12 protein-coding genes and 1 pseudogene are annotated in these 14,083 nt (G+C 67.1%); 7 read left to right on the forward strand and 6 right to left on the reverse strand.

The features are described from left to right. Positions 1 to 95 precede the first annotated feature (95 nt). From KUV81_RS14845 to KUV81_RS14855, 3 genes are read left to right on the forward strand one after another with little or no spacing between them, the layout of a single operon-like run. Positions 96 to 1,823 carry a DUF885 domain-containing protein gene (locus tag KUV81_RS14845; protein WP_222544664.1) on the forward strand — a complete coding sequence of 576 codons (1,728 nt, stop codon included), beginning with the start codon at positions 96 to 98 and terminating at the stop codon, positions 1,821 to 1,823. 49 nt (positions 1,824 to 1,872) lie between these two features. Continuing rightward, on the forward strand, positions 1,873 to 2,178 hold the full coding sequence (locus KUV81_RS14850) for a DUF1244 domain-containing protein (protein WP_222544665.1): 306 nt from the start codon (positions 1,873 to 1,875) through the stop codon (positions 2,176 to 2,178). Continuing rightward, the gene (locus KUV81_RS14855; RefSeq protein WP_222544666.1) at positions 2,175 to 3,095 is read left to right on the forward strand and encodes an alpha/beta fold hydrolase; all 921 of its coding nucleotides are present in this window, start codon (positions 2,175 to 2,177) and stop codon (positions 3,093 to 3,095) included. Before KUV81_RS14850 ends, KUV81_RS14855 begins: the two co-directional genes overlap by 4 nt. On the opposite strand, the gene KUV81_RS14860 is transcribed toward KUV81_RS14855, so the two are convergent. The 5 genes and pseudogenes from KUV81_RS14860 to KUV81_RS14880 all read right to left on the reverse strand — a co-directional run bounded on the left by KUV81_RS14860 (position 3,046) and on the right by KUV81_RS14880 (position 9,030). Continuing rightward, positions 3,046 to 5,556: an EAL domain-containing protein gene (locus KUV81_RS14860; RefSeq protein WP_222544667.1), complete on the reverse strand. Its 2,511-nt coding sequence runs from the start codon at positions 5,554 to 5,556 to the stop codon at positions 3,046 to 3,048. The two genes, KUV81_RS14855 and KUV81_RS14860, sit on opposite strands and share 50 nt — an antisense overlap. A gap of 104 nt (positions 5,557 to 5,660) precedes the next feature. Then, positions 5,661 to 6,857 (reverse strand): annotated as a pseudogene (locus KUV81_RS14865) (NAD(P)/FAD-dependent oxidoreductase); the annotation flags it as partial. Positions 6,858 to 6,921: 64 nt separating this feature from the next. Next, a complete protein-coding gene (gene gpsA / locus KUV81_RS14870) occupies positions 6,922 to 7,926 on the reverse strand; it encodes an NAD(P)H-dependent glycerol-3-phosphate dehydrogenase (RefSeq protein WP_222544669.1) in 1,005 nt (334 codons plus the stop codon). A gap of 20 nt (positions 7,927 to 7,946) precedes the next feature. Next, positions 7,947 to 8,444 carry a protein-export chaperone SecB gene (secB, locus tag KUV81_RS14875; RefSeq protein WP_222544670.1) on the reverse strand — a complete coding sequence of 166 codons (498 nt, stop codon included), beginning with the start codon at positions 8,442 to 8,444 and terminating at the stop codon, positions 7,947 to 7,949. Positions 8,445 to 8,592: 148 nt separating this feature from the next. After that, a complete protein-coding gene (locus KUV81_RS14880; RefSeq protein ID WP_222544671.1) occupies positions 8,593 to 9,030 on the reverse strand; it encodes a rhodanese-like domain-containing protein in 438 nt (145 codons plus the stop codon). 196 nt (positions 9,031 to 9,226) lie between these two features. Here KUV81_RS14880 and gpmM point away from each other — a divergent pair, with 196 nt between their 5' ends. Genes gpmM through KUV81_RS14900 form a run of 4 tightly spaced genes read left to right on the forward strand, consistent with a single transcriptional unit; the run spans position 9,227 to position 13,854 of the window. Continuing rightward, positions 9,227 to 10,774, forward strand: coding sequence for a 2,3-bisphosphoglycerate-independent phosphoglycerate mutase (gpmM, locus tag KUV81_RS14885; protein WP_222544672.1), 1,548 nt, complete (start codon positions 9,227 to 9,229; stop codon positions 10,772 to 10,774). Then, positions 10,771 to 11,901, forward strand: a complete 1,131-nt coding sequence (locus KUV81_RS19870; RefSeq protein WP_222544673.1) for a murein hydrolase activator EnvC family protein — start codon at positions 10,771 to 10,773, stop codon at positions 11,899 to 11,901. The genes gpmM and KUV81_RS19870 overlap by 4 nt, the downstream gene beginning before the upstream one ends. Positions 11,902 to 11,936: 35 nt before the next feature. Beyond that, entirely contained in the window at positions 11,937 to 13,136 is a 1,200-nt protein-coding gene (locus tag KUV81_RS14895; RefSeq protein WP_222544674.1) for a S41 family peptidase, read from the forward strand. Continuing rightward, positions 13,111 to 13,854, forward strand: a complete 744-nt coding sequence (locus tag KUV81_RS14900; protein ID WP_222544675.1) for a divergent polysaccharide deacetylase family protein — start codon at positions 13,111 to 13,113, stop codon at positions 13,852 to 13,854. Before KUV81_RS14895 ends, KUV81_RS14900 begins: the two co-directional genes overlap by 26 nt. On the opposite strand, the gene KUV81_RS14905 is transcribed toward KUV81_RS14900, so the two are convergent. Beyond that, entirely contained in the window at positions 13,817 to 14,077 is a 261-nt protein-coding gene (locus tag KUV81_RS14905; RefSeq protein ID WP_222544676.1) for a YkgJ family cysteine cluster protein, read from the reverse strand. The genes KUV81_RS14900 and KUV81_RS14905 overlap by 38 nt on opposite strands. Positions 14,078 to 14,083 lie beyond the last annotated feature (6 nt).

The raw sequence follows: 14,083 nt of genomic DNA on the forward strand, positions 1-14,083 counted from the left end.
CGGCCCCCTCCCTTTTGGCCAGACGGATCGTTACACTGTCGTCACCCCCTCCCCGGGGGTGGAGCACAAGGATAAAGAAAACAAGGAAAAAAACGATGAAAAAGTGCTTGGCCACGCTGCTGTTGCTGCTGGTCGGCTGTGCGGGTACCCCCCAGTCCGACGACACCCTGGCCCAACTGATGGACGACACCTGGCAGCTGCAGCTGTCCAGCTCCCCCACCCTGGCGGAGCGCTTCGGAGACGCCGACGCCGCCGGTCGCCTGGCGGACGTCTCCCCGCAGGCCCTGGCCCGGCGGGACGCCGCCTACCGGGCCCTGCTGGCCCGGGCCGAGGCCCTGGACGCCGACGCCCTGAACGCCGAGGAGCGGGTCGACCTGGCGATCTTAAGCGGCATATTGAACAACCGGGTGGACGCCTACGCCTTCGGTGAACACCTGATGCCGCTCTCCTCCGAGGGGGGCTTTCACGCCTACGTGGCCAGCTTCGCCCGGTCCGCCCGTCTGGAAAACGACGCCGACGTGGCCCACTACCTCAGCCGCCTTGAGGCCCTGCCGGTCTATTTTGATCAGCAGATCGCCTGGATGCGCCAGGGCCTGGCCCAGGGCGTCACCGTACCCCAGGTGGTGCTGACCGGCTTCGAAGACAGCATCCAGGCGTTCATCCCCGAAACCCCGGAACAGAGCCTCTACTACCGCCCCCTCGAGGCGTTGGGAGAGGAACACGCCGAGGCTCGGGCCCGGGGTCTGGCGCTGGTGCGCGACGCGGTGATCCCCGCCTACCAGGGCTACTACGACTTTTTCGTCGGCGAGTACCGTCCCGGCGCCCGCCAGAGCATCGCCGCCACCGAGCTGCCCGATGGCCCGGCCTACTACGAAAACCGGGTGCGTCATTTCACCACCTTGCCGATGACCGCCGATCAGGTGCACCAGCTGGGCCTGGAGGAGGTCGCCCGGATCCGCGCCGAGATGGAAGCGGTGATCGCCGAGCAGGGGTATGAGGGCAGCTTTGCCGATTTCCTCGTGTTCCTGCGCACCGATCCCCAGTTCTACGCCCAGACCCCGGAGGAGCTGCTGCGCTACGCCGCCTACCTGTCCAAGCAGGCGGACGCCATGCTGCCGCGCTTCTTCAAGACCCTGCCGCGCACCCCCTACGGCATCATGGAGGTGCCCGCGGAGATCGCCCCCAAATACACCACCGGCCGCTACTCCGGCGCCAGCGCCGATGACCAGCCCGGCTACTACTGGGTCAACACCTACGCCCTGGACAAGCGCCCGCTGTACGAGATGGAAGCCCTGACCCTGCACGAGGCGGTACCGGGCCACCACCTGCAGATCGCCCTGAGCCAGGAGCAGGAGGTGCATCCCCTGCGCCGCTACCACTACATCAGCGCCTTCGGCGAGGGCTGGGGCCTGTACGCCGAGAAGCTGGGCCTGGAGGGAGGCTTCTACCAGGACCCCTACAGCAACTTTGGCCGCCTCACCTACGAGATGTGGCGCGCCTGTCGCCTGGTGGTGGACACCGGCATGCACGCCAAGGGCTGGAGCCGCGAACGGGCCCAGGCCTTCCTGGCGGACAACACCGCCCTGTCGCTGCACAACGTCGGCACCGAGATCGACCGCTACATCTCCTGGCCGGGCCAGGCCCTCTCCTACAAGGTGGGGGAACTGACCCTGTGGCGTCTGCGTAGCAAGGCACAGGATGCCCTGGGTGAACGATTCGACCTGCGCGAATTCCACGACCTGATCCTGCTGGGGGGTTCCATGCCCCTGGCGGAACTGGAGCGTCAGGTGGACGCCTGGATCGTCCAGCAACAGCAAGGCTAAACTCGCCTAAACCCGGCGGGGGTCTCCCCGCCCTTTGATTGGAGCCGTCATGGACAAACAGACCGAAAGCGAAGTGCAGGCCGCGGTATTGCGCCGCCTGTTGAGCCACCTGGACAACCACAAGGAGGTGCAGAACATCGACCTGATGATCCTGGCGGATTTCTGTCGTAACTGTCTGGCCAAGTGGTACATGGCGGAAGCGGGAGAGCGGGGGGTGGAGGTGGACTACGACGCCGCCCGTGAAGCGATCTACGGCATGCCCTACAGCGAATGGAAAGCCAAGCATCAACAGCCGGCCACGGCGGAGCAGTTGGCGGCCTTCGAGGCCCGCCAGGCGGCCAAAGCCGGTTCATGATCGAAGCGCTGGAGGCCCACCCCCTGTGGCAGCAGGCCCGCCACGGTGAATTCCCCGGCGTAGACGGGGTCACGGTACGCTACAGCCTGCTGCGTCATCCCCAGGAGCGGGGGGCCATCGCCCTGTGCAGCGGCCGAGTGGAGTCCTACCTCAAGTACTGGGAGTTGGTGGAGCAGCTGTACGCCGAAGGCTACAGCCTCTACCTGTGGGATCATCGGGGCCAGGGGCGCTCCGGGCGGATGCTGGAGGACCCCCAGATCGGCCACGTGGAGCGTTTCGACCACTACGTGGAGGACCTGCACCACCTCTACCAGGCCTTTATTGCCCCCGCCGGCCACCGGCACCGCTTCCTGCTGGGCCACTCCATGGGCGGGGCCATCGCCACCGAGTACCTGGCCCGTCACCCGGGCCACTTCCAGGCGGCGGCCCTGTCGGCCCCCATGTACGGGATCCTGCTGCCCGCCCCCAAGTGGCTGCTGCAGCCCCTGGTGGCCCTGATGGCCCGGGTTCGCCCCCACGGCTACATCCCCGGGGGCGGGGGCTACCACGTGCCCACCTTCGAGGAAAACCAGCTGACCGGCGACCGGGAGCGCTACCAGGCGTTTCGCGCCCTCTACCACGCCCGCCCCAAGTTGCAGCTGGGGGATCCCAGCCTGCGCTGGCTCAGTGAGGCGCTGAAGCAGATCGATCGCCTGGCGCGGCTGCGAGTGCAGCCGCCCTTGCTGGTGATGCAGGCGGAGGCGGACACCATCGTCGACAATGCCGCCCAGGAGTCCTTTTGTGAGCGCCAGCCCCAGCACGCCCTTAAGCGGTTTGCCGGGGCGCGCCACGAGCTGCTGATCGAGCGGGACCCGATCCGCGACGACGCTATTCGCTCAGCGCTGGCGTGGTTTGATCGTCATGGGGCTGGCCGCTGAGCAGATTCAGCAGCGAGGGCAGGGGGCGGGGGGCACTGAACAGGTAGCCCTGGAAGCGCTCCGCCCCCTGGCTCAGCAGCAGCTCCTGCCACCCCTCTTCATCCACCCCTTCCGCCGTCCAGGGCAGGCCCAGGGCCTGCACCAGCTGAATCTGGGCCAACAGCAAGCGACGGGCGGCCTCCCGCTCCAGCCCCCAGAGGTGGCGGCAATCCAGCTTGATCTCTGACGGCGCCAGCTTGGCCAGCGCGGTCAGGGCCCCCGGGCCGCCACCGAAGCGATCCAGCACCAGAGGCACCCCCAGCTCCCGCAACCGGCCCAGCTGGGCCAAGGCTTCGGGGGTCAGGGCGTCCAGCTCCTCGGTGGACAGCTCCAGGGCCAAACCGCCGGCGGGGATCCCGTGGCGCTCCAGCTCCGCCTTGAGCTGGGCCAGGAAGTGCTGACCCTGAAGCTGGCGCAGGGTGACGTTCAGGCTCATGCGGTCCAGGCCATGGCGGCGCAGGGAGGCCATATCGCGACAGGCCAGGGCCAGTTGGCGCTCGGCCAGGGCGTCACTGAGCCCATAGCGGGCCACCACCGGCAGAAACTCCTTGGGGTTCAACTCCCCCCGCTCCGGGTGGTGCCAGCGCAGCAGCCCCTCCACGGAGAGGATCTCCCGCTGGCCGTCCATCACCGGCTGATAGTGGAAGCTGAGCTGGTTCTGCTCCATCGCCTGGTAGAAACCGTCTCGCAACCACAACAGGCGGCGGGCCTCCTGGTGCAGCTCCGCCCGGTAGAGTCGGGTGGTGCCCCGCTCCCGCTCCTTGGCATCGAACACCGCCAGCTCCGCCTGGGCCACCACGTCGTTGGGGTGCTGGCCCGGGCCCGGGTGGAACTGGGTGATGCCGATGCTGGCGCCCACGTGCAGGGGGCGTCCCTCCAAGATCCAGGGTCGGCGCATCCCCTGATGGATCTTCTGTCCCAGGCTCAGGGCCTGCTCCGGCAGCGGACGGGCCTGGGGATCCAGCCCGGTCACCACCACCACAAATTCGTCCCCCTCCAGGCGCAGCACCAGGCTGGCCTCGGGCACCAGCTTCTGCAGGCGCATCTCCACCTGCTCCATCAGGCGATCGCCGCAGTGGTGGCCGTGGACGTCATTGACCACCTTGAAGTCATCCAGATCGAGGTAGAGCAGCAGGGCCGCCCGCTCGTCCTCCTGCGGGGTCTGCACCACCGGCTCCAGGCGGCGCAGCAGGGCGGGGCGGTTGAGTCCGGAGGCGTGGGTGTCACCGCTGAGGCCCAGCTGCGGCTGACCCTGGTCATTGGTGACGTCGGTGTGGGTGCCGATCAGGCGGCGGGGGCTGCCATCGGGATTCCAATCCACCATCATCGCCCGATCCAACACCCAGATGTAGTGGCCGTCACGGTGGCAGAGTCGGTGCAGGTTCTCGAACTGGGGCAGATTGCCCTCCAGGTAATCCTGCAGCTGGCTCAATACCCGGGCCCGGTCCTCCGGGTGCAGGCGCTGCTCCCAGGCGTCGAAGCTGGCCACCAGCTCGTCATCCCGATAGCCCAGCATCGATTTCCAGTGGTGGGAGAAGAACACCTGGTTGCTGTCCAGTTGCCAGTCCCAGACCCCCACCTTGAGGCCCTCCACGGCGTAGAGCCAACGCTGCTCGCTGGCCACCAGCTGGGCGTAGCTCTGGCGCAGCCGCTGGTTGCTCTGTTCGATGCGTTCGCCCAGGGTGCCCAGCTCGGCGATGGCGGAGGCCGGCGGCAGGGTCAGCTCCGGCTCCCCCAGGCGCATCACCTGGCGGGAGAGGTGGCGCAGGGGCGCCACCACGTAGCGGTAACCCAGGGCCACCAGGCCCGCCGCCAGCAGCAGGGCCACCAGCCACAGCCAGCTGAGGCGGTCAGTAAACTGCTGCTGGGTGACGCGGTTCAATGGGGTGAGATCCTGCTCCAGGTAGAGCAGGCGGGGCACCAGCTGGGGTTTGAGCTGGGCCAGGGGGTAGTAGATCTGCAGGCTGCCGCGCTGACTGTCGCGTTGGATCTGCGCCCGGCCTCCGAGCAGGGCTTTACGGGCCAGGTCGTCGCGGTAACCGTCGAGGAGTTGGGTGGCCTGGCCACCGCGCCAGATGAGCTGGCTGCCGAAGTAGATGCGCTGGTCCCGGTCTACGATGGCGGCCGCCAGCAGGCTGTCCTCCTGGGCCCACTGCAGCATGATCTGTTCCGCCACCTCGGCGGTGCGGCTGACCCCGGCGGTCACCATCAGTTGCTCCAGCTGCTGCGCCCGCTGTTTCAGCAGGTGTTGCTGGGCGTCCTGCAGGTGGCCCCGCATCATGTCGCGGCCCAGCACGAAATCCACCACCACCAGGGAGGCCAGGTAGAGCAGCAGGGCCAACCCCAGCACCAGCAGCAACGACCAGCGGGGCAGTGGCCACCGTTCCCGCAGCCGGTGCGCCAGGTGCAATGGCGTTTTCACGAGAGCACATCCTTGTCGTCCTTAATCCTGGCCCTAGCATACCTTCCCGGGCATACGGGGCAAAGTCTTGCCCTTGAACCGGATTTCTTGTGGCGATAGGGGGCTCAGGCGTGCTGGCCGGCGACGTAGCCGCTGCTCCAGGCCCACTGGAAATTAAAGCCCCCCAGCCAGCCGGTGACGTCCATCACCTCGCCAATAAAGAACAGTCCCGGCACCGATTTGCAGGCCATGGTCTTGGAGGAGAGGGCATCGGTGTCCACCCCACCCAGGGTGACCTCGGCGGTGCGGTAGCCCTCGTCGCCGGCGGGCTTGAGCCGCCAGGCGTTGAGCTGGGCGGGCACCGCCTCCAGGGTGGCCTTGTTGAGCTGACCCAGGGGCGCGTTGTTCCAGCCGTGGTAGGCGATCAGGGCTTCGGCCAGGCGGGCGGGGAAGTGCTCCGCCAGCCAGGTCTGCAGGGTTCGCTTGGGGGAGGCCTGACGGGCCTTTGCCAGACTCTCGGCGGCGTCGGTGGCCGGCAGCAGATCGATGGTGACCGCCTCCCCGCTGTCCCGGTAGTTGGAGGCCTGAAGCACCGAGGGGCCGGACAACCCGCGGTGGGTGATCAGCATCTGCTCGGTAAAGCTGGGGCCGCGATCCGCCACCACCGAAGTGGTCAGGCTGATCCCGGAGAGGGGCTCGAAGTGGGCTTTCTCCTGGGGCTGCAGGGTGAAGGGCACCAGACCGGCACGGGTGGGCCGCACCTTGAGGCCGAACTGCTCGGCGATCTGGTACCCCAGGGGGGTGGCCCCCAGTTTCGGCATGGAGAGTCCGCCGGTGGCCACCACCAGCGACTCGCAGTGGATGCGCCCGGCGCTGGTGGCCAGGCTGAACCCCTCGGCGCCCTGGCTGACCGACTCGATGCTGGTGCGCAGGCGCAGTTGCACCTGACCCCGGTCGCACTCCTTGAGCAGCATGGCCACGATGTCTTTGGCGGAGTCGTCACAGAACAGCTGGCCGTGGTCCCGCTCGTGGTAGGGGATCCCGTGGCGCACCACCATGTCGATGAAGTCCCACTGGGTGTACTGGGCCAGGGCGGACTTGGGGAAGTGGGGGTTGGCGCACAGGTAGTTGGCCGGCTCCACGTAGAGGTTGGTGAAGTTGCAGCGCCCGCCGCCGCTGATCAGGATCTTCTTACCCGCCTGCTTGGCGTGGTCCAGCACCATCACCCGGCGCCCCCGGGCGGCGGCGGTGGCCGCACACATCAAGCCGGCGGCCCCGGCGCCGATCACTACCACGTCTGTCTGCATTGTCGTTATCCCAGCTTCACTACCCTGAGTATTGCAATAAAAAGGGGATGCCTCGGCACCCCCTTGAACCCTTGGCCCGTTATTCGGGCTTCATGTCCCGGCCCAGCAGGGCCCGGGCCGCCTCCTGCACCGGTTTGCCCTCGTAGAGCACCTGGTACAGCTGGTCGGTGATGGGCATCTCCACCCCCTGGCGCTTGGCCAGCAGGTAGACCTCTTTGGCGTTGCGGTAGCCTTCCACCACCTGACCGATCTCGGTCATCGCCTGCTCCACGCCTTTGCCCTGGCCCAGGGCCAGGCCGAAGCGACGGTTGCGGGAGAGGTTGTCGGTGCAGGTCAGCACCAGATCCCCCAACCCCGCCATGCCCATAAAGGTGTCCTTGTCGGCCCCCAGTGAGCATCCCAGACGGCACATCTCCACCAGGCCCCGAGTGATCAGCGCGGTGCGAGCGTTGGCCCCGAAACCGATGCCATCGGACATGCCGGCGCCGATGGCGATGACGTTCTTGACCGCCCCGCCCAGCTGCATGCCGGTGAAATCCGGGTTGATGTAGACCCGCATCCAGGTGCCGCAGTGCAGCAGCTTGGCCATGTCCTCGGCAAACTGGGGATCGGTCGCTGCCAGGGAGATCGCCGTGGGCAGGCCGGCGGCCATCTCCTTGGCGAAGGTGGGTCCGGACAGCACCGCCAGGGGGATGGACTCCCCCAGCATCTCCCGGGCCACGTCCTGCAGCAGGCGGCCGGTTTCCGGCTCCAGCCCCTTGGTGGCCCACAGGATGCGGGCATCCGGGCGCAGCAGGGGCTTGGCCCGACTCAGCACCTCGCCAAACACGTGGCTGGGCACCACCACCAGGGTGTCGCGGGAGGCGGCCAGGGCGGTGCCCAGGTCCGCTTCGATCACCAGTGCGTCCGGGAAGGCGGCGCCGGGGAGAAACTCCTCGTTGCTGCGATCCCGTTCCAGGGCGGCCATGTGCTCGGGCTCGTGGCCCCACAGCACGGTGCGGTGGCCGTTGCGGGCCAGGGAAATGGCAAGGGCGGTGCCGTACGACCCCGCCCCAAGTACCGTAATTGCGGCTTGTTCAGTCAACTGAAAAGCTCCTGGTTGGATCAGGCGTCGGCCTGGGCCCCTTCAGAGGCGGCCGCTTCCTGCTGACGCTTCTGCAGGTACTGAGCGAACAGGGCGTCGAAGTTCACCGGCGCCAGGTTCAGCGGCGGGAAGGTGCCACGGTTGACCAGGCTGGCCACGGCTTCGCGGGCGTAGGGGAACAGGATGTTCGGGCAACCGGCGCCCAGGGCATGGGCCAGCTGCGGCTCAGGCAGGTTGGCGATGGTGAAGATGCCGCCCTGCTGCACTTCGCACAGGAAGGCCACGTCTTCGCCCACCTTGGTGGTGACGGTGATGGAGATCACCACCTCGTAGGTGTCGTCCGCCAGCTTGGCGCTGCGGGTGTCCAGGTCCAGCTTCACTTCCGGCTTCCACTCTTTCTGGAAGATGGCGGGGGAGTTGGGCGTTTCGAAGGAGATGTCCTTGGTGTAAACGCGCTGGATCTGGAACTGGGGCGCCTGCTCTTCGTTGGTGGCGGCGTTGTTGGTTGCTTCTGCCATGGTCTTTCCTACCTTTATCGTCGTTGTTTGTCGGGCTTCCCTTCACCGAGCCGGACGCCCACGGAAAGTGGCGGCCAGGAATGCTGCGGACGGGTGCCCCCTATTGGGGTGCGTCACTTGGTCCGGGGCCAATGGGGCCCGCAGACGTTCAGCGCTTTTTCTTGCGGACCACCGGCAGGTTCGCGGCGTTCCAGTCGGTCATGCCGCCGTGCAGGTTGTACACCTGCTCGAACCCGGCCTTAACCAGTACCTGTGCGGCCTGGGAGGAACTGATCCCGGCGTTGCACACCACAATGATGGGGTCGTTCTTGTGCTTTTCAACCGCCCCGAGCTGATTATTTTTGATCTGGGACAGCGGCACATTGATGGCGTCCACAATGTGACCCTTCTTGAACTCATCGGCGCCCCGTACGTCCAGGATCTTGGCGTCCTGGCGGTTGATCAGCAGGGTCGCCTGCTGGTGGGACACTGTCTTGAACTTGCTCAGCTTGCTCTTCACCAGAGTCATGATGAACATGCCCAGCAGGGCCACCCAGACCAGACTGAGAATGGGGTTCCGGGCAAAAAAGTCGAAGTATTCCTGCATGAAAATGCCTGTTATCTGAATCAGCAAGTGGAATGATGGCCCGCAAGTATACCCCGACCATCGAGCCGGTGCAGCCCCGTCGGCGTCCCGGTGTGGCCCCCGCTGGTTTGCGTCGGCGCCCTCGGTGTACACTGAACCACCAGAGACCCATTCGACCCCGGTGCCGCCGGTTCGGCACCCACTGCAAGGAATCACCATGACCGTCGCCCGCAAGCCTCTGGCGCTGCTCATCCTGGATGGATGGGGCTACCGCGCCCCCAGTGCCGACAACGCCATCACCAACGCCCACACCCCCAACCTGGACCGGCTGTTTGCCGAGCGGCCCAGCACCCTGATCTCCGGGTCCGGCCTGGACGTGGGGCTGCCCGATGGTCAGATGGGCAACTCCGAAGTGGGCCACATCAACCTGGGTGCCGGTCGGGTGGTTTACCAGGAGCTGACCCGGATCACCAAGGCGATCGCCGACGGCGAGTTCAACCACAACCCGGCCCTGGCCAAGGCAGTGGATGAGGCGGTGGAGAAGGGCCACGCGGTGCACATCATGGGCCTGCTCTCCCCCGGCGGGGTGCACAGCCACGAGGATCACATCGAGGCGATGATCCGCATGGCCGCCGAGCGGGGCGCCGAGCGCATCTACCTGCACGCCTTCCTGGATGGGCGGGACACCCCGCCGCGCAGCGCCGAGGCCTCCCTGGCCCGCTTCCAGGCCCTGTTTGCCGAACTGGGCAAGGGCGCCATCGCCAGCGTGGTGGGCCGCTACTACGCCATGGATCGCGACCAGCGTTGGGATCGCGTAGAAAAGGCCTACCGGTTGATCACCGAGGCCGAGGGCAGCCACCGGGCCGATGACGCCGTCAGTGCCCTGAAGGCCGCCTACCAGCGGGACGAGAACGACGAGTTCGTGGCCCCCACGGCCATCGGCCAAGGGGCCCCTCTGGCGGACGGCGACAGCCTGATCTTCATGAACTTCCGGGCCGACCGCGCCCGCCAGATCACCCGCGCCTTCGTTCAGGACGACTTCGACGGTTTCCAGCGGGCGGTGCGCCCCACCCTGACCGCCCTGGTGATGCTGACCCAGTACGCCGCCGACATCGACACCCCCTGCGCCTTCCCGCCGGAAGCCCTGGTCAACACCTTCGGCGAGCTGATGGCCAAGGCCGGCCGCCAGCAGCTGCGGATCAGCGAGACCGAGAAGTACGCCCACGTCACTTTCTTCTTCAACGGCGGGGTCGAGACCCCCTTCGAGGGCGAGGAGCGGATCCTCATCGACTCCCCCAAGGTGGCCACCTACGATCTGCAGCCCCAGATGAGCAGCGAGGCCCTCACCGATCAACTGGTGGCGGCCATCGAGTCTGGCCAGTTCGACACCATCATCTGCAACTACCCCAACGGCGATATGGTGGGCCACACCGGCAACTACGACGCCGCGGTGCTGGCCTGCGAAGCGGTGGATCGCAGCATCGGCCGGGTGGTGGAGGCCCTGGAGCGGGTCGGGGGCGAAGCCCTGATCACCGCCGACCACGGCAACGCCGAGCAGATGACCGACCTCAACACCGGCCAGGCCCACACCGCCCACACCAGCGAGCCGGTGCCCTTTATCTACATCGGACGGGACGCCGAGCCCCGCAGCGGCGGCGCCCTCTCCGACGTGGCCCCCACCATGCTGTACCTGATGGGGATGCCCATCCCCCAGGAGATGACCGGACGGCCGTTGCTGACCCTCAAAGCGTCCGCCCAGTCGTGACCCGGCACCTGCTCACCCTGCTGCTGCCGCTGTTGCTGGCCACCCCGGTGGCCGGTGACGACGAGGTGGCCGAACAGCAGGCCCGGCTGCAGGACCTCAGCCGGGCGATCCAGCAGCGCCAGGCCAAGCTGTCCCAGGGCCAGGTGGAGAAAGACAGCCTGCTACAGGCCCTGCGCCGCACCGACAAGGCGATCAGCGACAGCGCCGTGGCGCTGCAGCGACAAAAGACCGCCCTCAGTGAGGCGGACAGCGAGCTGGTCCGCCTGGGCCAGCGGCAACAGACCCTGGAGCAGGAGCAGCGGCAGCAGCGGGATCAGCTGGCCAGCCAGGTGCGCACCGCCTGGATGAGCGGCCGCCAGGACCACACGGCGCTGCTGCTGGGCAACGAAGACCCGGCCACGCTGGAGCGGATGATGGTCTACTACCAATACCTCAACCAGGCCCGGATCGACGCCCTGGACGCCCTCAAGGCCACTGAAGCCGCCCTGGCCGCCGTCATCGACCAGCAACAGCAAGTGCGCAACCAACAAGCCGAACTGCTGCGCCAGCAGGAGCAGGAGCGCGCCCGCCTGGCCCAGCGCCAGAAAGAGCGACAAGCGGCCCTGGCCAAGCTGGAGCAGCAGCTGGCCCGGGACAGCAACCAGCTGGCGTTGATGGTGGAGGACCGGGAGGTGCTGGAAACCGCCATCGAGCAAGCCCTGGAGGCGCTGGCCCAGAGCCAGGCCCTCAATGGTCTGGCGGACCGCAAAGGGGCCTTGCCCTGGCCCGCCAGCGGTCGGCTTACCCACCGTTTCGGCAGCCACCGCGAGGGGCAGCTGAAGTGGAACGGCTGGTTGCTCAAGGCCCCCGCGGGACGCGAAGTCAAAGCGATCAGCGCCGGTCAGGTGGTGTTCGCCGACTGGCTGCGGGGCTTCGGTTTGGTGGTGGTGGTGGACCACGGCGAGCAGTACCTCAGCCTCTACGGCCACGCCCAGGCCCTGCTCAAACAGGTGGGGGATCAGGTCACTCCGGGTGAGGTGATCGCCCTGACCGGCAGCTCCGGTGGATTGAATCAGGCAGGTCTATACTTCGAAATACGCCATCGAGGGCGCGCCGTCGACCCGAAAAATTACCTGCGCAAAGGGTAATGTCCGCGCCGCCCTCCTGACCAGGAGGGCAGCCCATGCGGCGCGTTACCCCTTTTCTGGTCGGCCTCCTGCTTTGCACCACGGTCGCGGCGCAGGAGCTTCACAAGGACGCGGCCTCGCCGACCACGCAGGACACCCTGGCACTGGTGGAAGCCGTGCAGGACCTCATCCAGGATTACTACGTTGACGACGTGGACCAGCAGGCCCTGCTCGATGGCGCCATGAAGGGGATGCTGGAGGTGCTCGACCCCCACTCCACCTACCTGCGACCCCACACCCTCTCCCTGCTGCGCGACAACAACCGCGGTCACTACTACGGCTACGGTCTTGAGGTGTCCGTGGACGAAGGGCAGATCCGGGTGGTGGCCCCCATGGCCAACTCGTCCGCCGAGGTGGCGGGCGTGCTGCCCGGTGACGTACTGGTCAAGGTGGATGAGCTGGAGGCGGACCCGGACGATCTGGACCCCATGATCGCCTACATCAAACAGGCCAGCCTGGACGACCGCGCCCTGATATTGACCCTGGAGCGGGAGGAGCACCCCGAACCCATCACCCTGCGCCTGACCCCCTCCGAGGTGGAGGTGATCTCCAGCCAGGCGGAGCGCCTGCCGGGCAACATCGGCTACCTGAGGATCTCCAGCTTCAACCAGCGCACCGCACTCGAGGTGCGCGCCGCCGCCCACAAACTCAACCGGGGCCCCATGGAGGGGCTGGTGCTGGATCTGCGCAACAACCCCGGCGGCCTGCTGGACGCGGCGGTGCAGATCGCCGACATGTTCCTCAGCGAGGGCACCATAGTCACCACCCACGGTCGTTTCCTGGACGCCAACAGCGAATATCAGGCCACCCGCTTTACCCTGTTTGAGCAACTGCCGGTGGTGGTGCTGATCAACCAGGGCAGCGCCTCCGCCGCCGAGATCCTGGCGGGCGCCCTGCAGGACCAGGGACGGGCCCTGCTGGTGGGGGAGCGCTCCTTCGGCAAGGGCACGGTGCAGAGCCTGATCCCCCTGCTGGCCAACGGCGGCGCGGTGAAGCTCACCACCGCCCGCTACGCCACCCCCAACGGCCACTTTATCGATCAGCAGGGCATCGATCCGGATCTCCTGGTGGAAGCCGAGCAGGATGGGGATATACTGAACAATAACAAACCGTTAGTGAGCCTTAGTGATGATCCCCAATTACTGGCCGCTTACGATCTTCTGCAGCAGAGTGAGGGTCGCCGGCGCCATCATTAGCCTGCTGTGCCTGTTGTCGGGTCCGGCCCATGCCGATCCGCGCCTGGCCCTCATCATCGACGACATCGGCGCCCGCGCCGACGACCAGCGGGTGCTGAGCCTGCCCACCGAGGTCACCCTGGCCTTTTTGCCCCACACCCCCTGGGGCCGCCGCCTGGCCCTGGCCGCCTGGCGCCAGGATCGCGAGCTGATGCTGCACCTGCCCATGGCCACTCTGGGCCCCAAATCCCCCGGCCCCTGGGCCATCGAGCCCGGCCTGGACCGCTGGCAGACCCAGTACCGAGTCAAGAAAGCGCTGGCAGACATCCCCTTTGTCCAGGGGGTCAACAACCACATGGGCAGCGCCGTCACCCCGGACGCCGATCGCATGGCCTGGGTGATGGAGGAGCTCAACCGCAAGGGGCTCTACTTTGTCGATAGCCTCACCACGGCGGAAAGCCTGGCCTTTGAGCAGGCCCAGGCCTGGGGGGTGGCAAGTATTGAGCGGGACGTGTTCCTGGACCCGGACCGGGATCCGGCCACCCTCAACCGCCAGTGGCAGCAAGCGCTGAAGGTGGCCAGGCATTACGGTCAGGTGGTGGTGATCGGGCACCCCTATCCGGATACCCTGGCGTTTTTGGAGCTGGCCCTGGCGGACCTGCCCGAGGAGGGGGTGACCCTGGTGCCGATGTCGGCGCTGTTCAGCTGGCCCGTGCTGTCGCCGCTTCCAGCTCGCTGAGCACGCGCAGCGCCTGGGCGTCACTGCCGCCGCAGATCGCCCCATCCGGCTTGAAATCGCTGCACACCGCCGGCCGGTCCGCACGGCCGAAGATCTTGCACAGGTTGTTGGCGTCCAGCTGGATGCAGCGCACCCCGGCGGGCTTGCCCTGGGGCATGCCGGGAATGGGGGAGCTGATGGAGGGCGCAATGCAGCAGCAGGCGCAACCTAAACGGCACTCCATGGGGCC

It is taken from the genome of Ferrimonas balearica (genome assembly GCF_019802085.1).
In the GTDB taxonomy this organism is placed as follows: Bacteria; Pseudomonadota; Gammaproteobacteria; order Enterobacterales; family Shewanellaceae; genus Ferrimonas; species Ferrimonas balearica_B.

Bases quoted from the DNA above. Each gene is read 5' to 3' on its own strand.
- KUV81_RS14850 (WP_222544665.1), top strand. From the start codon at position 1,873: ATGGACAAACAGACCGAAAGCGAAGTGCAGGCCGCGGTATTGCGCCGC.
- KUV81_RS14845 (WP_222544664.1), top strand. From the start codon at position 96: ATGAAAAAGTGCTTGGCCACGCTGCTGTTGCTGCTGGTCGGCTGTGCG.
- KUV81_RS14905 (WP_222544676.1), bottom strand. From the start codon at position 14,077: ATGGAGTGCCGTTTAGGTTGCGCCTGCTGCTGCATTGCGCCCTCCATC.
- KUV81_RS14880 (WP_222544671.1), bottom strand. From the start codon at position 9,030: ATGCAGGAATACTTCGACTTTTTTGCCCGGAACCCCATTCTCAGTCTG.
- secB (WP_222544670.1), bottom strand. From the start codon at position 8,444: ATGGCAGAAGCAACCAACAACGCCGCCACCAACGAAGAGCAGGCGCCC.
- KUV81_RS14895 (WP_222544674.1), top strand. From the start codon at position 11,937: ATGCGGCGCGTTACCCCTTTTCTGGTCGGCCTCCTGCTTTGCACCACG.
- gpmM (WP_222544672.1), top strand. From the start codon at position 9,227: ATGACCGTCGCCCGCAAGCCTCTGGCGCTGCTCATCCTGGATGGATGG.
- KUV81_RS14855 (WP_222544666.1), top strand. From the start codon at position 2,175: ATGATCGAAGCGCTGGAGGCCCACCCCCTGTGGCAGCAGGCCCGCCAC.